Origin of the sequence: Methylocaldum sp. GT1BB (genome assembly GCF_051027545.1) — a bacterium.
Taxonomy (GTDB): Bacteria; Pseudomonadota; Gammaproteobacteria; order Methylococcales; family Methylococcaceae; genus Methylocaldum.
In genome coordinates this window covers 2,651,177-2,675,775 of record NZ_CP194902.1, presented here as the reverse complement: position 1 = coordinate 2,675,775, position 24,599 = coordinate 2,651,177, and the positions used below count along the sequence as shown (strand labels likewise).

Annotated in this window: 10 protein-coding genes, 2 tRNA genes and 2 pseudogenes; 7 read left to right on the top strand and 7 right to left on the bottom strand. The window is 56.3% G+C overall.

Going from position 1 to position 24,599, the window contains the following annotated elements; translation table 11 throughout:
• Window positions 1–86 precede the first annotated feature (86 nt).
• Window positions 87–221: a hypothetical protein gene (locus ACR2TX_RS13360; protein WP_434129801.1), complete on the top strand. Its 135-nt coding sequence runs from the start codon at window positions 87–89 to the stop codon at window positions 219–221.
• 324 nt (window positions 222–545) lie between these two features.
• Here the strand turns inward: ACR2TX_RS13360 and ACR2TX_RS13355 are convergent.
• Window positions 546–767, bottom strand: a pseudogene (locus ACR2TX_RS13355) (transposase domain-containing protein); the annotation flags it as partial.
• 1,080 nt (window positions 768–1,847) lie between these two features.
• Between ACR2TX_RS13355 and ACR2TX_RS13350 the strand changes: the two are divergent.
• Entirely contained in the window at window positions 1,848–11,228 is a 9,381-nt protein-coding gene (locus ACR2TX_RS13350; RefSeq protein ID WP_434129799.1) for a PKD domain-containing protein, read from the top strand.
• 19 nt (window positions 11,229–11,247) lie between these two features.
• Here the strand turns inward: ACR2TX_RS13350 and ACR2TX_RS13345 are convergent, their stop codons facing one another.
• From ACR2TX_RS13345 to ACR2TX_RS13335, 3 genes are all read right to left on the bottom strand, one after another.
• The gene (locus ACR2TX_RS13345; protein ID WP_086132998.1) at window positions 11,248–12,123 is read right to left on the bottom strand and encodes a transposase; all 876 of its coding nucleotides are present in this window, start codon (window positions 12,121–12,123) and stop codon (window positions 11,248–11,250) included.
• A 242-nt stretch (window positions 12,124–12,365) separates the two neighbouring features.
• Window positions 12,366–17,084, bottom strand: a complete 4,719-nt coding sequence (locus ACR2TX_RS13340; RefSeq protein ID WP_086132999.1) for an AAA domain-containing protein — start codon at window positions 17,082–17,084, stop codon at window positions 12,366–12,368.
• Window positions 17,085–17,372: 288 nt separating this feature from the next.
• Entirely contained in the window at window positions 17,373–17,822 is a 450-nt protein-coding gene (locus ACR2TX_RS13335; protein WP_086133041.1) for a helix-turn-helix domain-containing protein, read from the bottom strand.
• Between the two features lie 187 nt (window positions 17,823–18,009).
• Between ACR2TX_RS13335 and ACR2TX_RS13330 the strand changes: the two genes are divergently transcribed.
• From ACR2TX_RS13330 to ACR2TX_RS13310, 5 genes and pseudogenes are all read left to right on the top strand, one after another.
• Window positions 18,010–18,678, top strand: coding sequence for a hypothetical protein (locus tag ACR2TX_RS13330; RefSeq protein ID WP_139840982.1), 669 nt, complete (start codon window positions 18,010–18,012; stop codon window positions 18,676–18,678).
• A 9-nt stretch (window positions 18,679–18,687) separates the two neighbouring features.
• Window positions 18,688–20,127, top strand: coding sequence for an AAA family ATPase (locus tag ACR2TX_RS13325; protein ID WP_086133001.1), 1,440 nt, complete (start codon window positions 18,688–18,690; stop codon window positions 20,125–20,127).
• 545 nt (window positions 20,128–20,672) lie between these two features.
• Entirely contained in the window at window positions 20,673–20,885 is a 213-nt protein-coding gene (locus tag ACR2TX_RS13320; RefSeq protein WP_139840983.1) for a hypothetical protein, read from the top strand.
• 24 nt (window positions 20,886–20,909) lie between these two features.
• The gene (locus ACR2TX_RS13315; RefSeq protein WP_156879604.1) at window positions 20,910–21,071 is read left to right on the top strand and encodes a hypothetical protein; all 162 of its coding nucleotides are present in this window, start codon (window positions 20,910–20,912) and stop codon (window positions 21,069–21,071) included.
• A 5-nt stretch (window positions 21,072–21,076) separates the two neighbouring features.
• A pseudogene (locus ACR2TX_RS13310) lies at window positions 21,077–22,141 on the top strand (recombinase family protein); the annotation flags it as partial.
• Between the two features lie 531 nt (window positions 22,142–22,672).
• On the opposite strand, the gene ACR2TX_RS13305 reads toward ACR2TX_RS13310, so the two are convergent.
• From ACR2TX_RS13305 to gltX, 3 genes are all read right to left on the bottom strand, one after another.
• Window positions 22,673–22,748: transfer RNA gene (locus tag ACR2TX_RS13305), tRNA-Glu, on the bottom strand.
• A gap of 27 nt (window positions 22,749–22,775) precedes the next feature.
• Window positions 22,776–22,851: transfer RNA gene (locus tag ACR2TX_RS13300), tRNA-Ala, on the bottom strand.
• Between the two features lie 44 nt (window positions 22,852–22,895).
• Window positions 22,896–24,299: a glutamate--tRNA ligase gene (gene gltX / locus ACR2TX_RS13295; protein ID WP_434129794.1), complete on the bottom strand. Its 1,404-nt coding sequence runs from the start codon at window positions 24,297–24,299 to the stop codon at window positions 22,896–22,898.
• Window positions 24,300–24,599: the final 300 nt, after the last annotated feature.

Sequence of the window (24,599 nt, the reverse complement as noted above, 5' to 3'; positions counted from 1 at the left end):
GCCGACGCCCAAGCTTGGAGGGTGGGCACCACAACCGCTTCGACATACGGTTGCTCGAACCCAGTGCGACGTGTTGCATCTTTTGCTTGGCGCCTCATTTGGAGGACTTGCAGGCTGACAGCTTCGTCCTGGCGATGCTCGATTTCACGGCCTTGGCTAGCGGCACAAGCGCCCTCGGCATTGCGATCAACACCATCTCGGACGGGGTGGCGATGCCCTGAGTGCCAACATTCAACCCGGGAGTGTTACGATCGCGACTGCAGCTACTATTCCGGCACTCTCGATGCTGGCATTGCTAGTCGTGGGGTTTTGGGGGATTCAGCACTCGCAACTGAAACCCAGCGCGAGGCTAGTCATAGACCTTCACCCCGGATGAGAGTGGTGTGGCTAGACTATTCCGGACACACAACCTAGGCTCCTTTGGAGCCCCCTTATAGTGAGTCCTCATGACAGAACCCAGAAAAGCGAAGACCTATACCCCCGAATTTCGGGAGTCCGCGGTCCAATTAGCCTGTAAGCGTCCGAGCCTTACCGTGTTGACGGCGTCAAGCCGCGATGGGCTGAGTCAGTTCCGTCACCTGATCGGCGAGGTTCCAGGGTAGGAGCTCGTCGATCCGATTGACCGGATGCTCGGCGATACGGGCCAGCACGGTCCGGAGGTACGCCTCCGGATCGAGGCCGTTGAGTTTGGCCGTGCCGATCAGGGTGTAGATCGCCGCCGCTCGCTGGCCGCCGGCGTCGGAGCCCGCGAACAGATAGTTCTTCCGGTTATGCCAAGCTTGGCATAATGGCCGATTATGCAGAATGCTCGATTATGTGGACTGTAGTGGATGGCATGCTACGAACGCCTTGCAAAACCGGGGCTTTTCACGGTTGATGTAACGACGCGCTCGACATAATTTCGGCGATCTTCTGAAGTGTTGATTCCACTTCAGTAGACCGTTATGAGAGCCACTGTCTTGAAACCGGCCGTGCCGAGGGCACGGTCATCTGCATCATTTCCGAAATAGATTGCGGAGGAACTGCGTTGCTACGGTAAACAACTCCGCGACATAAGGGGACTGGCTGCGGAGAAGCGGGGGGGCGAATATGCATCGTCGGCTTGCTGCTGCACCAGAAATCCAATGGGTGCGCTATCGAGCTTGCCAAGCTGCATCCCGGCTATGGTCGCCAGTTCCTTGCCACGCAGTTGGGGGCCCACCGAACCGCATCCCATGACGGTCATCGGCGACCAATTCCCGAAAATACAAAGCGTCCACTTTACAAATCATCACCACCTTAGGGCGCTTTACTGGCCCGCCAGCTTTCGACCATAACTCAAATCCTTCTCATCAGCGCCGTTCTAGGACGTCCTCCTTCTCACGATCCATTCGCTTCGTTTACCGTGCTGATGTCCGGAAAATTACACCCGACTGTAAGGAAAATTTAACAGTATGAGCGCTATCGAAAACGTTATCCCTATAAGTTATTGATGTTTATTGAATAAACTAATGTGGCGCAATGTTTGCTTACAATAAACTTTAATTAAAGATTGGTTTGACATCTGTGCAAACCGAAACAGTTTGGACAAATCCAGATCCATCTGCACGAAACGCAAGCGGAGATTGTTTGGTTGCCTATGCGGCTATTTCAATTCTATTCAATACGAGCAGCATGGGTTTTAGCCTACCCGTTAGTGGTGGGCGGTTTTGTAGGAAATTTACGGTATTACTTATCCGATAGAGGTTGGAGACACCGAAGCCACTTCGATCATTGGCCAAACTCACCGGCAGCGAGGGCCGAATAAAAAAGCGGGATGCCAAATATCAAGAATAATTTCCCGGAATTTACTAAGGAGTTGGGGGGATATGAACGGTCCGATTTCACGCCGACTAGGACAAAATCTGCATGTTGCCCTTCTGATTTTATCGTTGTTTTCCTGGAACGCCTGGGGCGCAACGGAAGTTTCGGTCGTTAGTACCTCACCAGATCCTTTTAACCCCTTAATAGGCCAAATCACCGTTATTGACGTCGGCGCCACACCAGGCGTCTCCGGCCTGGAAATCCGCGTGCTGTCTCCCGACAGCTCCCAAGTCGTGCGAAGCGGTTTGATCCTTGCCGAGGTTCAGCCCGGCACGTACTCGGCACAATGGAATGGCAAGAACGACCAGGGCGTGCTGCTCACCGCCGGCAATTATCCCATTCGTGTATTCAATCCGGCGACCTCGACATACCTCGGACCGTCGGGAGAGGTAACCGTCGAAGGGCTACACCCTTCTATTCCACAAGTCTTTAGCCCAACCGGCACGAATGCGGCGGAGATCACGGTACAGGCGACGCCGGGGCAGACCGGATTGAGCGTCGGGTTCCGCTTTGGAACCCCGCCGTACTGGTGGTACGACAGCCAGAACCGTACGAGGCTGACCCTCGCCGAAACCGAGCCCGGGGTGTACAAGGCCCAGTGGGACGCCGTGTTTGGCTCCGTCAACAACGGTGGACCGTATCTGATGCGGGATGCCACCTATACCATCTATGTCTTCGACGAGGCCGGCAACCAGCAAGCCACCTCCGGCCAGATCACGATCAGCGGGGTCAACCAGGTCACCGTCGCGCCCTCGCAGCTCAGCCCCACCAATCACGAGACCATCGTCATCACCGCCCAAGGCGTGGCCGGGCTGAACCTCGAGGCGCGCATCCTCGGCCGAAACCCGATCACCAACCAGTACGATCAGGTGATCAGGACCCTGCCGATGACCGGCGTCGGCACCACCTATACCGGGACGTGGGACGGCCTCGACGGGTTCGGAACGGCGGCGGCGCTCGGGCAATACCGGGTCGAGGTGTGGCACACCGGTAGCGCCGCGCGCTACTACCCGACCGCCACCGTCACCGTCAGCGCCGGCATCAGCGCCGTCACCGCCGCTCCCAATCCCTTCTCGCCGACCGGCACGAATGCGGCGGAGATCACGGTACAGGCGACGCCGGGGCAGACCGGATTGAGCGTCGGGTTCCGCTTTGGAACCCCGCCGTACTGGTGGTACGACAGCCAGAACCGTACGAGGCTGACCCTCGCCGAAACCGAGCCCGGGGTGTACAAGGCCCAGTGGGACGCCGTGTTTGGCTCCGTCAACAACGGTGGACCGTATCTGATGCGGGATGCCACCTATACCATCTATGTCTTCGACAGCGCCGGCAACCAGCAAGCCACCACCGGCCAGATCACGATCAGCGGGGTCAACCAGGTCACCGTCGCGCCCTCGCAGCTCAGCCCCACCAATCACGAGACCATCGTCATCACCGCCCAAGGCGTGGCCGGGCTGAACCTCGAGGCGCGCATCCTCGGCCGAAACCCGATCACCAACCAGTACGATCAGGTGATCAGGACCCTGCCGATGACCGGCGTCGGCACCACCTATACCGGGACGTGGGACGGCCTCGACGGGTTCGGAACGGCGGCGGCGCTCGGGCAATACCGGGTCGAGGTGTGGCACACCGGTAGCGCCGCGCGCTACTACCCGACCGCCACCGTCACCGTCAGCGCCGGCATCAGCGCCGTCACCGCCGCTCCCAATCCCTTCTCGCCGACCGGCACGAATGCGGCGGAGATCACGGTACAGGCGACGCCGGGGCAGACCGGATTGAGCGTCGGGTTCCGCTTTGGAACCCCGCCGTACTGGTGGTACGACAGCCAGAACCGTACGAGGCTGGCCCTCGCCGAAACCGAGCCCGGGGTGTACAAGGCCCAGTGGGACGCCGTGTTTGGCTCCGTCAACAACGGTGGACCGTATCTGATGCGGGATGCCACCTATACCATCTATGTCTTCGACGAGGCCGGCAACCAGCAAGCCACCTCCGGCCAGATCACGATCAGCGGGGTCAACCAGGTCACCGTCGCGCCCTCGCAGCTCAGCCCCACCAATCACGAGACCATCGTCATCACCGCCCAAGGCGTGGCCGGGCTGAACCTCGAGGCGCGCATCCTCGGCCGAAACCCGATCACCAACCAGTACGATCAGGTGATCAGGACCCTGCCGATGACCGGCGTCGGCACCACCTATACCGGGACGTGGGACGGCCTCGACGGGTTCGGAACGGCGGCGGCGCTCGGGCAATACCGGGTCGAGGTGTGGCACACCGGTAGCGCCGCGCGCTACTACCCGACCGCCACCGTCACCGTCAGCGCCGGCATCAGCGCCGTCACCGCCGCTCCCAATCCCTTCTCGCCGACCGGCACGAATGCGGCGGAGATCACGGTACAGGCGACGCCGGGGCAGACCGGATTGAGCGTCGGGTTCCGCTTTGGAACCCCGCCGTACTGGTGGTACGACAGCCAGAACCGTACGAGGCTGACCCTCGCCGAAACCGAGCCCGGGGTGTACAAGGCCCAGTGGGACGCCGTGTTTGGCTCCGTCAACAACGGTGGACCGTATCTGATGCGGGATGCCACCTATACCATCTATGTCTATGACGAGGCCGGCAACCAGCAAGCCACCTCCGGCCAGATCACGATCAGCGGGGTCGGCACATTCAAATCCATCACCCCCAATCCGTTCACGCCGGGCGGCAATCAGTTCGCCACGGTTTCCGTAAATGCGGCAACCGGAATGAGCCTGGAACTGCACATCGTCAACAACGCTACAAAAGCCCTGACTCGGGTCCTCGACATGACCGAAGCGTCAGGGATTTATACTGCGGAATGGGATGGCAAGGATAGCTTCGGCAATTACGCCGGTGCGAACACTTACCGTCTGCAAGTTTTCAGCAAGGTCTCGTCCCTCAGGTATTACCCGGAATCCACGCTGAGCGTCAAGGTCGCGGTATTCTCGATCGCTGCCTCGCCGGATCCCTTCGTTCCAACTGGTAGCAACGCCGTCGTCTTGACTGTTCTTGCCGATCCTGGGCAATCCGGCCTGAATGCTCGAGTCACGTCACCGACCGGCGATCAAAGTCCGCTGCTTCCCCTAAAAGAGGTCGGCAGCGAGGGAACCTACGAAGCGGTCTGGAATGGCAAGTTCGGCGATCTTCTCGCCGAGAACGGAATTTATACCATTCGAATCAGCGACGCATCAGGAAACGCATTCCCGAGCACCGGCACGATGGTCGTCGCGTCGGCGAAATCGTTGACGTTATCACCCGCTTTGTTTGAGGCGGATGGCACCAATACGCTGACCATCACCGCCCAAGTCGCCGAAAACCTGCCGCTCGAAGCGCGCATCGGATCGGTGCGGACCCTTCCGCTCCAGGAAACCGGCGATGGTGTTTATAGCGCGACCTGGGACGGGCGAGATTCGACGGGCGCATTTGTCCCTTCCGGAACCTATCCGATCACTTTGTGGAATTCGGCCACGCAGACCCGCTACGACATTCAGGCGACATTGACGCTCAAGGTCGTCGATACCGTTCCGCCCGATACGACGATCACCAGCGGGCCTATCGAAGCGTCTTATATCAAGACCAAAGAGGCGACATTCAACTGGTCCGGCAGCGACAATCTGCCCGGTGCCCTGAACTTCGCCTATCGCCTGGACAGTGGCCCTTGGTCCGACTTTGGTACGTCCACCAGTCAGACCTTCACGGCACTCGCCGAGGGTTCGCATACCGTATCCGTCAAGGCACGCGATGTAGCAGGCAATGAAGACGCATCTCCGGCATCACGGCATTTCACGGTGGATACGGTTCCACCTAATCCGCCCTCGGCTCTTTTAGCCCAAACCTCGACCACTGGCGTACAACTGAGCTGGACTCACTCGCCTTCACCGGATGTCTATGCCTATCGGCTCTATTGGGACAATGCCACGGGCACCGTCGATTACACGATACCCTACGCAACCGTGTATTACCCGTCCCGGAGCTTCAACGCCAGCATCCTTCGGGAAGGTACCTATCGCTTCGCGGTTCGTGCCGTGGACCGGGCGGGTAACGAGGACAATAACGTCGACGTGACCGCCAGCGCTCATATCGAGGGCTTCAAACTCAGTGTTGCTATCGAAAGCGAGCAATACGATCGCGGTCAGGATGTTCCGATCAAAGGCTCGGTTTTGACCGCCGGTGATATGCCCATCGTGAATGTTCCCGTGACCCTCACCGTTCAAACAAAGGGCTTCCAGCGGCAGTTCCAAGCCTATACCAACGCCGCAGGAGAATTCGAATACCGATTCCAGCCTCTCGCCAATGAGGCCGGCACCTACACGGTTTCGGCGACAGTATTCTACAACGGCCTCGAAAAATACGGCACGGCGGATTTCCGAATTCTGGGACTTTTGGCCCAACCGCAAAATACGGTATTGAACGTGCCGATGAACGGAAGCCGGACTGTCGAAATTACTCTGAGCAATATCGGCGACGTTCCGCTCACCGGACTTCAGTACACCCTCGCGGACGACAACCCGGATGACGAGATCCACGCAAGTCTCGGCGGCGAGACACTCGCCACGGCTCTAAATCCGGGACAGACGCTCAAGATACCCGTCCAGATCACTGCGCCCCCCGGCTCTCCGCCCAGCGCACCCGGTATCTTTACGTTCGTGGCGGCTTCTGCCGAGGGTTCGAAAGAATCGGTGTTGATCACGGCGAACCTCAAAGAGGCTGTCGGCCAACCCGTGGCGACGCCAGATCCGCTGATTGCGGGAGTGCATCCGGGTGAGACAGTGGTTAAGAACATCACCATCACCAACCAGGGGACTGCATCCGTCAACCAGCTGATGTTGAGCGTCCACGATCCGATCGCCTACCCCTGGATTCGGCTCGTGAATTCCGATTTAGGAGACCTAGATCCAGCCCAGGCCAAGGATGTCCAGATCCAGCTCAGCCCAGAAGCCGCTACGCAGTTGGGCACCTATGTCATTCAGCTCGATATGGCTTACGACGGCAAGGTGCAGCCCGTGTATCTCACGGCACAGGTGACAACTGCCTCGACCGGTAACGTCGAATTCAAGGTGTTCGATGATACGGGTGCCATCGTGCCCGGAGCCGAAGTCAATCTGGTCAGCAAGAACTTCTATGTCAATCAAACGCCAAATGGCCGGCAAGAGTCCAACGACGTCATCAAGATTGTCAGCGATAGCGATGGGCTGGCCTTGTTCAAGAATGCTCCAACCGGCGACTATCGTTATGTGATCAGTACTCCCGGCCACGACACGCTGAACGGTGAAATCAGGATCGAGCCCGGCACGGAACCACAACGCGTCAAGGCGATCCTGGTGATCAATCTGGTCAACGTCGCTTTCTCGGTCACCCCAACGACGATCCAGGACCAGTACAACGTTTCGCTAAACATCACCTACGCGACAGATCTCGTTAAGCCGACACTCTACGCTGATCCGCAACGAGTTAACTTGTCCTTCTTCCCGGAGGATACCTACGAGGGATCGATCATCATCACCAACACTAGCAATCACGCCCCCGTGCGGAATCTCCTCGTCAACGCCGCAGCGCTTGATTTGGTTGATAACGAAGTCGAACTTGTCTTCAGCAACGGCGCCAAGACACTCACGGTGGACGAGCTTAAACCGGGCGAAACCATTCAGATCCCATTCCGGGCGACGATTCCGGATGGAGAGCACGCCAAGCTGAACAGCCGGTTGTTAGGCAATATCATGGTTTCGGGCGAATATACGTTTACCCTGGACGGAAAAGCAGAACAGAGCACAACCTCCACGCCCATTCCGGTTCTTTATACCAAGCCCGCGGATCTCGCTTTGCCTACGATCCGGTACGTCAAGGATGAGACCGATGGCGACCTGTGCGACCTGGAGTACCAAGGTAATTCGTACCGATTGGTGGTGAAGAGTAATCGAAATGTTCCGTTTGGCCTCAAGCCGGATATCAAAGGTTTGGCTCACTTGAGCGGTGGGCCGGATGCCCAAAGCATCTTTTCGGAAAACGAAGCGTTTTGGGTGGGACATTTCAACAGCATCGATCCGTTGACCACCAAGGGTGCCCAGACCAGTTTCGATATCGACGGCCTGGAGGAAACTCTGGAGCAACGCTGCACTACCGGAAACCTGGATACCGCCAGTCCCCACTACATCGGTTTCCAGGGCCTGTGGGAAGACCGGCAGACGGATAACACTTACCTGATGCCGATCTCGATGACCGTGATCCGCCCGAAGGAGGTGATCGTTTCCGAGCCCTGCTACGGCTGTAGCAGTTGGCTGGGCGGTAACGTACCCGCCCCCCTGAACGAACACGGCGAGGTCAAAATTCAAATCGACCAGAAAGCCACTCTGGAGCGGCAAGCATTCAACGTTAAGCTTGATCTGATGCCGACGGTCGCGGCATTGCAGAACGTTTCGCTGTCGCTCGATATCAAGGACAGCGGAGGCGAGGATGCAAGCGAACTGTTCTTCATGATCGTCACCGAACAGACCGGCTTGACAGCATTGAATGGAGGCAGTCTGCAAGGTCAGGGAGGTGTGAACTGGCAACTCGTGCCCAACAGCGAAGCGGGCGGCACGGCAGCCGAAGGCCGGAATTACACGATATCGGCCAGCATTGACTACAGCTATGGCGGAAAGTCGTATCACTACTCGACCAAGACCGAGACGGTGAACGTCAAACCCATGCCGAAGCTCGTCCTCGATTATTACCTGCCGTATGTCGTCATGGCCGACAAACCGGTCAAAATTAAGGTCAAGGCCACCAACCAGGGCTTTGGACCGGCGAATCATTTGGCGCTGGCTTCGGCCCAACCTCGAATCGTTGAAAACGAGAACAATATTCCGGTGGGTTTCACGATTGATGGCTCCTCGCCAACACCGGATAGTTCCAGTTACCAAAGCGGGCAGGCCACTATCACGTTCGACAACGTTCCGTCCGGGAGTTCAGCGGAAGGCTATTGGACACTCACTGTGACCCGAAACGGTTATTTCGTCGATTTCACGGCGAACCTGAAGCATGAAGATTATCGGGGCGTTCAACTCGACCCGTTAATTGAAGGTGTAAACACCCATTTCGTGCCGGCTATCGGTGGCGTAATCAGCCGTAGTGGGTGCAATGTGGAAAATCTCACGGTGGAGGTTTGGCAGAATGGTCAGCTCGTGGCCTCCGATACCGTGAATAGTGCGGGTGCCTATTTCATCCCGGATTTAGCCGCGGGAGATTATCAGTTGAAAGTCAAGAATTCCCAAGGCGAGATGCTATTGGAGAAAACCGTTACAGTCGTGGACGGCCAGCCCACGGCACAAATCGATGCCTCGGTGGATGGCCGCTCAATCGATTCAGACCATGATGGGATGAGTGATTGTTGGGAGTTGAAATGGTTCGGAGATTTGGTCCAAGGAGCCGATGACGATTTTGATCACGATGGATTAGTGAATGGGCAGGAGTTTAGTCACGGAACCAACCCGACTAATTCAGATACTGATGGAGATGGGGTATCCGATCAATTGGAAATTCAATATGGCCGAGATCCCTTGGACAGTTCTAATCGTGTAAAACCGCCTGCGCCATCATGGCTTGCCGGACAGGTTGATCCTAATTTACCAACCGTAGTGCTCACACACGGACTACAGCCAGTTGATGATTTAGCTGATGCTCCTTTGAAATTGTGGACCGGGTTTAAACCTAATGGTGCCGCTAAGCTAATCTATGACCAACTTGGTAATCGGGTAAATATAATCCAATACATTTGGACCGGAGCATTTAAGGATAAATCGTTGGCTTGCGTCTCTATCGATGACTACCAAGAAGCAAGACTTCAAACGTTTAATGCAGGAAAAGTGTTGGCAAGCAGGCTTCTAGAAGCACTGGGGCCGGGTTACAGTCAGCCCGTGCACTTCATCGGCCATTCCTTAGGAACAATTGTCAATACTTATGCCGCTAGATATTTCCTAACGGATGCAAAGTTAGTAACAGAAGCTCAATTTACTGCTTTGGATAGACCAGATCACGTATCTAGAATGTGTGATTATATCGGGATTGGTCTCCCGTGGGACGGTTCAACAATTGACGCAGTATGGGGATTTAATAAGGGTTTTTTCGCTTCGGTATTGCCTATGAGTAAATTCGAAAAGCTCGACAACTATTACTCTAACCCAGGTCCGGTTATTTCGGCTGGGGTTGGTGATGAAGCAATTGGTTTCAATGACAATTACAGTCTAAACAACCCTAATGATGTGGGAGATAAGTTTTTCACAGATGAGGCCGTCGGCGGAATTGTTGATAACGATCATAGTGGTGTTCATCAATGGTACCGATGGACAATCGCGCCGAATTCTATTGGCGATTTACCTTATTGTAACGGCACAACATTTATAAATGGACCGCTTTGGATGGATGCCAGCCTAAGTCCGTGCGAAAAGGGATGGAATTATTCGATACTTAATACAAGAGAACCCACACAAAGGGTGAATAATTTAAAATTCGTGGAGCAGGCATTGACATATGATGGAGACAGTTTGGCGCCATTAGGAAACTGTGACGCTGCAGTTTATAGTCAAGGTTACACTAATAGTGCGCTATTACTTGTTTGCCACGAACACTCATCCCCATCGATTAGTTTCGATGCTGAAATTCCACAGGGGTTTTCTTCGATCCAATTTGACTACAAGTTTAAGAACATAGGGGATGGTGATTATCTTTCACTCTCTGTTGATGGAATGCCAATTTGGATGATTGGAGGAAGCAGCGTAGTACCGGATCAATGGGTGAATTCCGGAGCTGTGCCTATAGGCACAGCAGGCAAACATAGAATCACTCTATTACTGCATGGTATTGGTGACCCAAATGCTCAAATAGAAATCACTAACTTTAAGGTAGGAAAATTAGTTGACGCAGAGAATTCGAATGGAGTGCCAGTGGCAGTAGCTGGAGCTAACCGATCAATACGCTTGGGTAGCACTGTAATACTCGACGGTACCGTAAGTAACGACCCAGACAACGCACCGTCTCCACTCACCTACTTCTGGACTCAGGCGTCAGGACCAAATGTACTGCTGACCGGCGAGACGACAGCTACCCCTAACTTCGTATCCACGCTGGAAGGCAACTACGTCTTTAGTTTGGTGGTCAACGACGGTGCCAGCGATAGCGATCCGTCATCGGTCACAATCGTCGTTCCGAAATTAGGGGACATCGATCTGGATGGGGATATCGATAACAACGACCTCAATGCGATTCTTGCCGCGAAAAATACACCGGCGAGCGATGCCAACGATCTGCGTGATCTCAACGGCGACATGAAGATCGATCTGCTCGACAGCCGTAAGCTTACGTTGCTTTGCACCCGACCACGCTGCGCCACTCAATGAATGCTCACTTCAATGCGAATTAAGGGCTGTCCGGCCACTGGTTCAACAGGAACATGGCAGCCGCGAGGCGGCCGAAGACGTGAACGAGGAGTCCCCGCGAGGAGCGGACTTTGCTGGCCGCCTCGATACCGGGTTTCGCCTGAATCCAGTTAAACAGCGCTTCAATGGGTTGGCGAACCCGCGACACGGCCGTGGAATACAACCGGTCGGCGGCATCGAGATGCGCCTGTCCCGGCGTCTTTCGCACCGGCGTGAAGACCGTGAACGGGAGCGAGGTCTGGCGCGACAGGTATTCGTAGGCCTTATCGGCAAACAGATTTCGATAGCCCAGGCTCGGGGCAATCTGTTCGAGCACCGGGCCGTCGCTCAGGTTCGCCGCCGTCAGAGCGATATAGCGGGGCCGGGGTAAGGTGCCCGGCCGCTCATCGCCGATCACGTGGCTTTTCACCCCGTGGTAGTAGAGCTTCTTGGTCGGACAATAGCCACTCGCCGCCAGGTCCTTGGCAACCTTGGCGGTATACCGCCGGGCCTGCTGGGCCAGCACCACCTTGAAGGAATCGGCGACCCCGATCGGGGTGGCGGGCGCGCCAGCTGGACTCCAGCGTTCCAACAGCGCGGGAAACACGTCGGCGAGCCGATTCAGGCGCTGGACGAAGCCGCCGTAGCTGGGCAGATGCGGAAACCAGTCGCGCCAATAGCGCCGGGCATGCTCGTAGAGTGTTTTGATCTGGCACTTTCCATCGAGAATGCCACACAAATAAAGGGTGATGGCCTCTTCATCCGTAAAGCGCAGATCGGCATAGGGCGCGAATCGCTGTCCATGGACCCAGAGGCCCCTGCGGTAGAGATCACACACCGTCAGATACACCGTAATGAGTTGAGTTTGCCAGTCCATGGTCGTCTCTCCGAGGGGTGTTGCAGAACCCTCCTCAAGAGACACCAATGGGCTGGCACCTTCTCTCCGTTAGCTCTTAATTCGCATTAAAGTAACCATCGAGGATAGATCCTTCATCGATGGGAATTTACTCGAAGTTGCGCGCACTTTAGCATAGCTGGGCGTCGCGATCCGTGAAATTATAGGTATCGCCCATCGAAGCCACCATAGCACTGGCGGTGAACGGTATAATGCCAAATTTATCAACAAACCTCCGGCTCATAGCATTTGCTCGGTGCCAGTTCTGAATTTGCGCATTGAGTCCAATTACCTGTGGATTCAGTCCTTTCAGGTGAATCTTCCATAATCCATTGCGTATAGATCTCCTGAATTCTTTCAGCCCCGATCGGCTCGATGCCAAGACGACCCAAGGTCGATTTCAAGTCCAGCAAACAACCCTCCGGATCTGAAATCCAGTTCGAGCCCCAACAGCGCCAAAAAGTCCAGCCGATCCGCTCTAGGGCCTTTTGCCGTTTGACATCCTGCGCCCACTGCAGCGGTCCGTGGTACTTGTCGCCATCCAGTTCGACCGCCAAGCGACGATCGTTGGCGCCCTCGATGACGAAATCGATCCGGTAACTGCCGACCGGGACTTGCGGCCGAATACGGTACCCGAGATCAATCAACCGCCGACCGAAATTCCGCTCGAACTCCGATTCGCAGACATCGAGAACGCCCTTGGACTGCGCCGTCTTCCCACTCCCCATGGGGTTCTCGAAATGCTCGATGACCGCATGCTTGAGGTCGGTCGGCTTAAGCTGACTCTTCGCCACAGAACGCACCAGGACCATCCGATCACGAGCCCTGGAGAGCGCCACGTTAAACCGCTGTTCGTACATCCTGCCGGTCTGCGCGCTGATTGTTTCGGGGCACGCTACCATGCTGAGGAAGATAATGTCGCGCTCCTGCCCCTGAAAGGTCGACGCATTACCGCACATGATGTGGTGCCGCTCGACCACCTCGATCCCAAGCTCGCCGATCAATCGATCATAGATGCGCTTGGCTTGTTTGTCGCCGATCAAGGAAATGACGCCAATGGAGCGATGCTGGAAGGCGGAATCCTGCGTAAGTTTCGTGACTTCCCGAACCACCACCTCGACCTCGGCCTCATTGATGTCCCCTACCCTTCGACCATGCGGGATGTAGATGTCCACCAAGGGCGGATCGAGCCGTTCCGTGGCCTTCGGAATCCGAAGTGGAATGAGCGCATTGTCGTAGAACCGGCTGGAGAACCGGATAATCGGCTCAACACATCGGAAGTGCTCGCGCAGCAAAATGGCTTTGCCAGGGAAAACCATGGACCCAAGATCGTAAAGCGAAGTGGTCGGCTCCATTTGATCACCAAAGGGAAGCCCCGTGAGATAGGTCGTCCGGAGTTGCACGATTTTCTTGTCATCGATGCCGACCATGAGGGGTGATACCTGCTTGTCATCACCGACGATCAGAATTTTCTTGCCCCGCATAATCGCCGGCAGCACCGTCACATCGGACTGGCTCGCCTCATCGATGATTACGAGATCAAAAGCATTCAATTCCGGCGGCAGTTGCTCGGAGACGCGCCATTCCGGCAAAATCCAGCACGGCACGCCATCGGCCGCCTCCAGGGAGGCTTCCCGAATCATCCGCCGGTACCGCACCGCGGTCTTGCCGGTGCCCTTACCCAGCTTCGCGACCGCCGACACGAATTTAGCAAGGGCCGTTTCGATCCGACCAGAGAGGTTCTTCTTCAATCCGAGGAAGGTCCTGAGCCGAACCACATCGAGGAAAAGACGCTTTTGTTCCGCTTCCGCTTCAGCCCGCTGCTCCGTGAGTCTTTGCGTGACTTCCCGATCGCCGATTGTCCGAATGTAGCCTTGCCCCTGGGACCAGCACCAGGCGTCGAGCCAATCGGAGGGCGTCCAAGGGTCCGGACGGTCCGCTTCGACAGGTTCACGCGTAAGCCTTTCCGCCCACCGCAGAGCGCCAGCCTGCGCTACTTGTTCCACCAATACTTCCAGACGGGCTCGTAGCGGTTGAAGATCGGCCAGGCGGCGCGCCTCGTCAATCAAAGCTTGCCACAGCTTGAAGAGGTCCCCGGCCGAGATCGCCTCGTTACCGAGATTTTCGGCTAATTCCCGAAGATCAGTGTGGAACGGCAAAGACTTGTTGCCAGCCAAAGCCAACAATTTGTCGCGCACGGCTTGCGCTTCGAGAGTTTCGGCTTTATCCAGATGAACTGCGAGAATCTTTAGCACGTAATCACAACTACCTTGGTGCAGCACCGTTTTCGGCTCAACCCCATAAGGAAAGAGGCGCGAAAGGCTCGCCCGCCGGTCATCCAGGCTGGCTAGGGTGGCTTTGAGTTGGGTGATGAGCGTCCCGAGGCGGAAGAACGTCAGTTCACGAGTATCCCGTTCTTCGTCAAAGGTCGGCGCCTCGAACTCTCTAGCGATCGACAGCCAGCTTTTTCCGAAGGCATCGAGCGTCTTGGTCCAGCGGCGATACGCCAGGACATCCTGCCACTGCTCAGGCTCCGTGGGCGCTTGGCCGCCATGGAGGACCTTGTTGATTTGCTGGCGTAACTGGCTTTTGAACAATGCCGGCATGAGGCCGAAGGGATTCTTGCCTTGTGCGAGCTTCTCCAAGGCACGATCGAAGGCCGCATCCGTGAACTCAACCTCCGGAAGACTTATCCTGCGGATCCGAAAGCCGCAGCCCTCCTCATGAAGTGCGATCCATTCATCGAACGCTTTCTCCATTGCCGGCCATATCAGGGGATCGGCCTTTTGGTCTCCCAGAAAAATTTGATATGACCGCAATAACCAAGGCTCAGCCTCGATCGCCTGGTAAAACTCGGCAAATCCCTGAAGCCAGTCGCAAAGGGCGCGCGCCTCCTCCAAAGCGCCGTCCGAGTCCAGGGTCATGATCGGAAGATCCGCCTCCAAAGTGTGCTGTTCAAGTTGTGCCAGGCGCCCGATTTCGGCGTGAGCGGATAGAATGCGGGACGCCTCCGGTAGGGCCTCAAACGATGGATAATCCTCAAGGCCATACACCAAATCGGAGCCCAGCTGCGCCCGCAAGGATCGGATCTCTTCGATCACGGCTTCGCCAAAGCGGGGCTCATGGCGCTGCTCCAACGTCAGTTCATCTTCGAACCAGCGATATCGATCCCGCTGTTCGGCCAGCTGCTTTGCAAGCGCCATGGGCAGGATCTCCTGTCCCCGGAAGGACACGGGATTCAGGTTCCGTTCTGCCTGTTGACGTAGCTGGATATCGATTTGCTCGAGAAGCTTTTCTATCTCTGCCAAACGACGTTGCTTGCTGTCGACATCCCGCACGCTGGCTGCCACATCGATTTGCTTGGCCTCATGAGCCAGGACGTTGACCGCCCGCTCCAATTGTCGCCCGCCTTCCCGGTCGTTGTGGATGACCGCAATAGCTAGACTCTGGATACTTTCGGGTAACTTGGATTGAACGGCGGTGAGGGCCTCCGGGGTTTTGGCCGTCACCAAAACCCGCCGGCCGGTGGCCAGATAGTGACAGATGATGTTGGCGATCGTATGGGTCTTGCCCGTCCCGGGTGGACCTTGCACAACTACGCCGGCGGTATCCTCGTGATCGAGGCGCCGGACGATCTCGCCCTGCTCGTCGTTGAACGCCAGCGGGAAAAAGTAATTGACCTTTTGATCAAAGGCTCGATTCGCGATTTCGGCACTGGAAGACGATTGCCCAAGATCCCCTTGCCAACCCCCGATCGAATTCGGCAGGTCAAAATTCGTGTTTCCCAGGTCAAACCCGATATCGCCATGCACCGCTTCCTTGCTGGGTGGCGTAACGAATTTAAGCGCGGCCTGCGGGAGGCGCGCTTCATCCTCGGTCCTCTCCACGGCATCGATAAGGCGCTGGATATCCTCGCGCCGGAAATCTTCCATCCGCTGACGGACGTACAACACCCAGGTATCGGTAATCCGGAGGGTGTCATCGGCCTTGGGCGGTATCCTCGTGGAGTTGCCCTCAGTTTCATCGGGCACATAAAGTCCGCGGGGCGATAACTTGGCCGCCGCCATCCGGAGAATGGGATCAAAGGTTATCCGCTCAAACGGCGAGAAACCCACATCGGGATCGTTGACCATCGCCTGGAACCGGGGCGCAGCCTCTTTCTGAAAGTATTTGCTGCCTTCCACCTCCAGCGCATGGAAAACTTTCAGAACCAGCATCGGCGCAGTGTTGCGCGGGCGAACGTACAGCGTCCCTGCTTCGTCCATCTCGATCTCGACCTGCTGCTCGATCAATGGAAGATTGAGGGTCTGCTGATCGATCTTCCAGCGCGCCACCCCGAGCCCAAACACCATCTCGATCGGGTTGTCTGCGCCAAGCGACTGCATGCGCTGGTGGATCTGATAGAGCTTGTTATAGAAATCGATGCTGCGCCGTCTCGGTCGCTCCACTTCAGCCCATTCGGCCCAGGGCCCTTTCAGGTAATGGTCGAATTGCGACTGGAGGTCCGGTAGCTGAGCCGAATAGAGAAGCACGTCGAGCACTTCAGGCGGCTTAGCAGCCTGGTTTTCAGTTCCCACGATCTGGTCGGAGCTGATCTTTCCCGATGTCTGCATCTCCGACACCTCATCGAACGGGAGGCGTACAATGCGTTTTTCGATCAGTTGCGGGGCTTTATCCGGGGATGGATGTGCATCGACGGTGATCCAGCCTTCGAGTTCAGTCTCCGGCTGAGGGGGCGAGGTCTCGCGGAGGCGTTTGATCGAAAGCCAGGCTTCCGGATCGTCATTGATGCTAACGCCTTCAAGACCTGAAACGGCATTTTCTTCGAAGACAGGATAGGGTTCCGTGGACAGATCGAAAACGATCTTGTCATGAAAGCTCAAGAGCTCCTGGGTATAACGGAGCACATTGCAAAGATCCTTTTGGGCATTCGAAGTCGACATGCATCCCCCCAATATTTATTATCAAATTTGCAGATGATTTTTGTTCAAGGCGCCCTCAGAGCATTTTCCAGTCTTCATTTGGCGAATCATCTAGGATTGCTCAGCGATTTTCACTAATAAAGAAAACTGCAAACTCTATTAGGATAAAAATTGGCAATAGTGATGGATTCTACTGCCCGCCCAGGTAAATCCAGCGTTTGCCACGGAATGCAATTCGCCTATCTCTAATCGAAGTCATATCCCCATTCCTTTTGGTAGCGCAATCAAGTCCTAAATCGATATTTTCTTCTAAGAATCGCTCTGCATTAGCCATTCTTTGTATTCAGGAAATCGACGCTGAAATTCGATTTCCAACCAAGCCTTTTCCTTTTCATCGGCTTGCGCCCAAAAGAAGTCGAGCCACTGCTTTATTCGTTCCTTTGGTAGGGCATCAGCTCGATCATTTGATCGGCCCTCTATGAATTGTCCTTCCTCTGCTACGTCTTCATTCCAGTACCGATGTCCCTCGCCCGTAAGTAGCCAAGTGATGTTTATACACATTCGCGTAGCTAACTTTGTCAGCCCTTCCACATTCGGGGAACGCTCACCATTCAAATAGCTTTGAGCGGTACGGTACGGCAAGTCAGCGCGTTGCGCGAATGCTTTGATACTGAGCCCTTGCTCCTCGAGAACAGCTTTTAGCCGCTCCGATATACACGTTTGATCATTTTGCAGTTGACAGGTTACCTGTTTGTGCATATCCTGCGCATCACATACACAAAACAGCATTTAACCACAGAAAAAAGACTCAAGAAAGGCGCGAACAAAGCAACTTTTGTGGCCATCCGTGCGTAAAGCTTCTCGTCAGCGATGAAATATCTGACTCTTTACATTGGCCGATCTGCTGCTTTGTGTATGGAACTTTTCTTGAAATTTTGGAGCACCCATGAAATCAACATCTAAGTTAAATCACACGCAGCTATCCCTCTGGTCCGAGATTACACAGCGTACAGGTATCGAATCTGGTGCAGCAAGAAAGTCTCTTTTGGAAATTCGCCGCGCTCGTAAAGTTTTGCATAGCAACTGCATCCAATGTGGCCATCCGAATGTTTTTAATCAAAAACGTGGCCTATGTAAGACGTGCTACTGGCGGTATTACGAGAAAAAAGATGGTCGCGGTGTATCCCGCATTCAGGCGCTCCGACGGGATGATCCGGCCCGTGCCATGGTATATCTGTACCGATCCAAGGCGAAGAAGCTGAACCTGCAGTTTGATCTGGATGAGGCGTGGTTCACTGAACGGTTGAGCCGAGGCGTGTGTGAAGCGACCGGCCTGCCGTTGCAACCGATGAATACCGGCAATGCCCTGACTAAGCATTACCGCGCTCCGTTTGTCGCCTCCCTCGATCGTATCAATCCCGCTCAGGGTTACACCAAAAGCAATTGCCGGATTGTCGCCTGGATGTTCAATCTTGCCAAAAATGCCTACACCGATCAGGATGTCCTCCGCTTGGCTCTCGCCGTGGTTTACCGCGCCGTGGAACAGCGGCAGACCGACGCAGTGAATTTCGTGTACGGATTGCTCGGCCAGTACCACGCTTTAGCGTTAGATTGAGGAGCGATCATGCGCGATACGTCATTAAATCCCGAAGCGGTGTTTGAGCGGTGCGCCACGGCCCAGGATGGCACGGCCGTGCTCGAATCAGCCGAGGTGCTCAAGATGTTGCAACGGCTGTTTCTTTGGCAGCAAAGCTTCGGCTCATCCAAGGCCGTGGCCCCAGAGCTTGGCGAACTCGCCCATCGCTTGGCGCAATTTTTCAGTTTCGGCGAGCAGGGGATGTTGAACCCGGAACTCGCGGAAGCACTGGAGCGGATCGCTGCAGCCCTCGGGCACTTCGAGGCGACTTATTCCCTCGCCTGCCGATCCGATGCTACCCTCGATCTCAAGGCCCAAGCCTTTGCGCTCGGCCTGCCCGAACTCCGCCGCACGCACCGCGACGAGCCGGAGAATGACACGACCCGCCGGCTGATCCGCCTAATCGAGGCGGTTGCCCGACAAGCGCCTCAGGAGGCCCTCCGCTGGGTGGGCCAGTTGATCGGCGCGGTACTGGACAGCCCGGACCTCGCTCCGCGGTTGCCAGAGGTCCGCGCCGTGGGTGAGCAGGTGGTCTCAAGCCTTGGCTCGGGCGTTTACGTGCTCGAGGCCGTCAGTCCCAGCAAAGACAAGGTCGTCGCCGAAGCCTTAAAGCGTTACCAAGTCAGGCTTGAGCTGCCGACGCCCTTGGCCCCGGTCCCGGATCTTCAACACCTTCAGCAGACCTTGAACGAGGAATTTCCTTGGTTTGGTCGGGTAACCGACTGGGTGATCCGGCAGCTGTCGGCCCGCGCCTTGGGGCGAGGCTATTTTCAGTTGTCGCCTTTACTTTTACTGGGGGATCCCGGCCTCGGGAAGAGCAGCTATGTGAATCGGCTTGGCCAATTATCGAAAGTCCCGGTGCAATTGATCAGCCTCGGCGGCAAAGCCGATGCGCGCGATCTCATCGGCACCGCCCGGGGCTGGGCCAGCGGGCACCCGAGCCGACCGTTGACGGCGATCCATGAGGGTGGAGTCGCCAATCCGATCATCGTTTGCGATGAAATCGATAAGCCCGGCTCCGCCACCCATAACGGCCATCCCTGGGATGCCTTGCTGAGCTTGTTTGAACCCGCCACCGCAGCGAGGTTTTTTGACGAGTTCCTGGGCGGGCACGCTAATTTGTCGTTCATCAGTTGGATCAGCACGGCAAATTCGATCAGGCTCATGCCGACCGCCCTGCTCAACCGGCTTGCGGTCATGACCGTACCGGCGCCGCAACGCGAGCATTATCCGGCGATCGTGGCCCGATGCATCGAGCAATACCGGGAGCGGAACGGCATTCCGCGCGAACTGATGCCGACGCTGACTTCATCGGACTGGCGGTGGTTGGAACGGTACTACACCAGCCCGCGGACGGTGCGGCGCGCGACCGAACTCTGGCTCGAGCAGCGCCTAGTCCAGCAGCTGACAGCGCGGCTCCGCCACTGACAACAACCCGGAAGTCATCGAAGAGGGGTCGGATGGTCCGGCCCCCTAAGTTCAATCGCTATCGACCCAAGCCGTGTGGTGGTCGTCCTCGGGTAATTCGAGCGGCCTCAGGATTCTTGAATGCGGTCCTCGGCTCACCATTGTTTCTTCTGAAGAACTTCACAAACCCAAACTACAAAACAATAGCGCTGGTATGTTCAGGCATTCAGCCCCTGATTTCGAGGGCTCACGAGGGGTAAAACGAGACTATGCGGGGGATTTTGAGAGACGGCGATTTTACAAAAATCCTTTTCTAAGAAGGCATTTTCGACAATCCGCCGGTTCCGCCTTTTATTTTACCTCAAAATCGCCCGCAATCGTCCCAAGACGGCCGAGCCATCGCCCACAATCCGCCGCGCTTGTCAAAACTATTTTTGCAAATTAGCGAAGGTTGGCCGCGCTTTTCGGTATTCTCAAAAAAGGGTCGGAAATAGACCTGCCCCAGCGGGGGCTTGGAAAGGGATTGGATCAACTTTTACTTTTTTGATGACGGGATCGGATCGGACATGGCAAAGGTAGACAGTATCGTGGGGTTGCTGAACCCCCGGAAGAATCGGTTGCTGACTGTGGCGCAAGCGGCGCTGCCGCCCACGCAATTTGCGGCGTTCAAGCAAGTGTTGCTGGACGAGCTCGGTCGCAATGGATTCGAACGTGACCTTCGGGCGCTGCTCATGCGGCCGGAGGGCGCGGATCGGTTCGGGTCGGGCCGGAATACATAAAGCGCCAAAGGAGGTGCCAGATGCGTGCGACAGCTGAATTTAAATCATTGTGTCCTCGAGATCGATTATCTCGATCCCTGGCCCAGCACGAACGTGCTCGCGGCCGAAGTCGAACTGGTCGGCGCGGTGCTCGGGGAACTCCTGGCAGCGCTGCCGGCCGAGCCAGCGCTTGAGACGGAGGGGTAAACCGGATGGCCGTAGCCCTTTACGCCCGGGTCTCGACCAGTCGACAAGCCGAAGCCGACTTGTCGATCCCAGACCAGCTTAACCAGATGAGAGCCTGGTGTGACCGCCACGGTCACGTCATTGCGAAAGAATACGTGGAGCCGGGGGCCTCGGCCACGGACGACCGCCGCCCGGTACTACAGCAGATGATGGCGGATGCCTTACTCAGTCCGCCGCCCTTCGAATCGATCATCATTCATTCCCTCTCCCGGTTTTTCCGGGATTCGATTCAGTTTGGACTCTATGAGCGTCGGCTCAAGAAGGCAGGCGTTCGGATCATCTCCATCAGTCAGCAGACGAGTGACGACCCAGCCGGGGAGATGGCGCGGCAAATTTTTTCGCTCTTTGATGAATATTCAAGCAAGGAGAACGCCAAGCACACCCTTCGCTCAATGAAGGAGAACGCCCGGCAAGGCTTTTTCAATGGCGCGAAGCCACCCTTTGGCTTTCGGCTAAAAGAAACCGATCAGGTCGGCAATCGCGGCCGCAAGAAAAAGCGCTTGACCGTCGAGGAGAACGAGGCCGCCGTGGTACGGCAGATTTATGACCTTTATCTCCAGGGCCACCGCGGCCAGATAATGGGCATGAAGGCCATTGCCGATTATCTCAACAGCCGCGGGATCAGGATGCGAGGTCGCCGCTGGCGCAATCAGAAAGTCCAAAAAATCCTATCGGACACCGTCTACCGGGGCCAAGGGGTCTTCAACACCTATGACGTGCGGAATCAAAAGCCGAAGCCGGAAAGCGAGTGGGTGTACTTTGAGGTGGAGCCGATCATCGATCCCGAGCTGTTCGATCAGGTCAAGCGCTTGCGGGAAAATCGCCAGCCCACCCAGGGGCCGCCGAAGATCGTGAGCAGCCAGACACTCCTGACGGGGCTCCTGAAATGCGGCCACTGCGGCTGTAGCATGGCGTTGGCCACGGGAAAAAGCGGCCGTTATCAGTATTACAAGTGTACGACCAAGCTCAGCAAGGCGACGCACCTCTGCCCGACGCCGAACCTGCCCCGCGCCAAAACCGACCGGCTGGTGCTCGAGCGACTGGCAGACCGAGTCTTCACGGTGCCTCGGGTCACCGCCATGTTGAACGCTTTGCGTCGACGACTGAAAGAGCACCGGACAAAGGATGATCAACGCCTCCAAGAGGTCCAACTGGCGCTCACGACAACGGAAACCGGTCTTCAACGATTGTATGAAGCCGTGGAGCAAGGCATTCTGCCGCTTGATCAAACCCTCTCGGCTCGAGTGGAGGCGCTGAAACGCCAGCGGGAGACGCTCCTCGCTGAAATGGCGGGCCTTCGTCAACAGCGGAGGATGCCCTTGGACAGCTTAACGCCAGCGAAGATTACGGCCTTTATTCAGGTGCTGCGGGACCGGCTTTTGGATCCAAACAGCGGATTCGGCAAGCGCTATCTCCAGCTCCTGGTGAGCGAGATTCGGGTAACCGGCACCATGATCGAACTAAAGGGCGATGTGGAAACCTTGGCGGAAGCGCTGGTCAGCACGATGGACGGAGGAGATCCGGAGTGTCTGGGAAAACAGGTGCCCAGATTCATATCGATATGGCGTCCCCAAGGGGATTCGAACCCCTGTTACCGCCGTGAAAGGGCGGTGTCCTAGGCCTCTAGACGATGGGGACAAGGAACTTGATTGGTCAATCCGCGAGTGGTGGAGCCAGCGAGGATCGAACTCGCGACCTCAACAATGCCATTGTTGCGCTCTCCCAGCTGAGCTATGGCCCCACGCGATCGAGAACGCGAATATTAAAGAAAGACTTCGCGTTTGTCTAGGCTTTTTTATTGATATAGGCGATGGCTCGGCCGACCCTGGAGAGCGTCGTATCTTTTCCCAACAACTCCAGGGTGAGGTCGATGGGAGGCGATACCGTCGTTCCCGATACGGCGACCCGAAGCGGCTGAGCGACGCTGCCCATCTTCACTCCAAGCGTTTCCGCCGTCTCCACGACCACCTGGTGAATCGCCTCTCGGCTCCAGTTACCCAGCGCCCAGAGTTTTGTTTCCAGCGCTTGCAGCGCCCCGAGATTATCGGCGGTCAGGTTCTTGCTGGCGGCCTTCTCGTCGTACGCTTCGAACTCTTTGTAAAAGAAGACGCTCGCCTTCGCCATATCGACCAGGGTCTTGCACCGCTCGCGCTGCGCTTCGACCACCCTGACGGGATCGGGCCCCCGAGTGGGATCGATGTCCAGTTGTCCCAGATGCCAGCGCAGATGATGCGCGACATGCAAGGGATCGCTGTGCATGATGTAGTGATGATTCAGCCACAACAGTTTTTCCGGATTGAACGCCGAGGCCGAATGATTGATGTCGTTAACATCGAACAGCTCGATCATTTCGTCCACCGAAAAGATCTCCTGATCGCCATGGGACCAGCCGAGGCGCACCAGATAATTGATGAGCGCCTCGGGCAAATAGCCGTCGTCGCGGTATTGCATGACGCTGACCGCTCCATGGCGTTTCGATAGCTTGGCTCCATCTGGCCCTAAGATCATCGGCACGTGAGCGTATTTCGGCAGCGGCGCGCCCAAAGCCTTCAGAATGTTGATCTGGCGCGGCGTGTTGTTGAGATGGTCGTCGCCGCGGATGACATGGGTGATCTGCATGTCGAGGTCGTCGACCACCACCGTGAAGTTGTAGGTGGGGGTACCGTCCGAGCGGAGAATGATGAGATCGTCCAATTCACTGTTCTTCACAATGACTTGGCCACGCACGAGATCTTTGATGACGACTTCGCCGTCGTCCGGATTGCGAAACCGCATCACCGGCTGAACGCCTTCGCGGGGCTCGGTACGATGGCGGCAACGGCCGTCGTAGCGGGGCTTTTCCTTGCGTGCCAGTTGTTCGGCACGGAGGTTATCCAACTCTTCCCTAGTGCAGTAGCAATGATAGGCCTTGCCTTCGTTCAGCAATTGCTGGGCAATGGCTTTATAACGCTCGAACCGATGGGTTTGATAAAACGGTCCTTCGTCGTATTCCAGCCCGAGCCAGGTCATACCCTCCAGAATCGCATTGACCGCGTCGACCGTGGAACGCTCCAAGTCCGTATCCTCGATGCGCAGGATAAAGGTGCCGCCGTGCTTGCGTGCGTAAAGCCAGGAGAAAAGCGCCGTGCGCGCGCCGCCAACGTGCAAGTAACCCGTAGGGCTGGGAGCAAATCGGGTGCGTATGGTCATTCGAATAATCCTGAAAAAAGACTAAGTACATTCAGGGAAGTCTTGCGGCATAGGCAACCTGCAGGACAACCCCACCAATCTGTCGAGATTCCGCAAATATTTACGGAATGTACTTAGAGTTGCCGACTTTTGCCGTCGGCCCTCAGTGACTAGAGGGTGGAGGAACGCTAATAATACCAAAATCCGGTGTATTCCTTTATCGCGAAGATCGAGGGATGTTACCGAGGGACCGGAACCAGGCTATCCTTATTGTTTTTCCCGGATTCAGTGTCATCGGCGATCCAACGAACGCATTCCATT

What these genes read in the sequence shown, in the direction of transcription:
- ACR2TX_RS13330 (WP_139840982.1), top strand. Translation starts at nt 18,010, where the DNA reads ATGAAATCAACATCTAAGTTAAATCACACGCAGCTATCCCTCTGGTCC.
- ACR2TX_RS13350 (WP_434129799.1), top strand. Translation starts at nt 1,848, where the DNA reads ATGAACGGTCCGATTTCACGCCGACTAGGACAAAATCTGCATGTTGCC.
- ACR2TX_RS13335 (WP_086133041.1), bottom strand. Translation starts at nt 17,822, where the DNA reads ATGCACAAACAGGTAACCTGTCAACTGCAAAATGATCAAACGTGTATA.
- ACR2TX_RS13320 (WP_139840983.1), top strand. Translation starts at nt 20,673, where the DNA reads ATGGCAAAGGTAGACAGTATCGTGGGGTTGCTGAACCCCCGGAAGAAT.
- gltX (WP_434129794.1), bottom strand. Translation starts at nt 24,299, where the DNA reads ATGACCATACGCACCCGATTTGCTCCCAGCCCTACGGGTTACTTGCAC.
- ACR2TX_RS13345 (WP_086132998.1), bottom strand. Translation starts at nt 12,123, where the DNA reads ATGGACTGGCAAACTCAACTCATTACGGTGTATCTGACGGTGTGTGAT.
- ACR2TX_RS13325 (WP_086133001.1), top strand. Translation starts at nt 18,688, where the DNA reads ATGCGCGATACGTCATTAAATCCCGAAGCGGTGTTTGAGCGGTGCGCC.
- ACR2TX_RS13340 (WP_086132999.1), bottom strand. Translation starts at nt 17,084, where the DNA reads ATGTCGACTTCGAATGCCCAAAAGGATCTTTGCAATGTGCTCCGTTAT.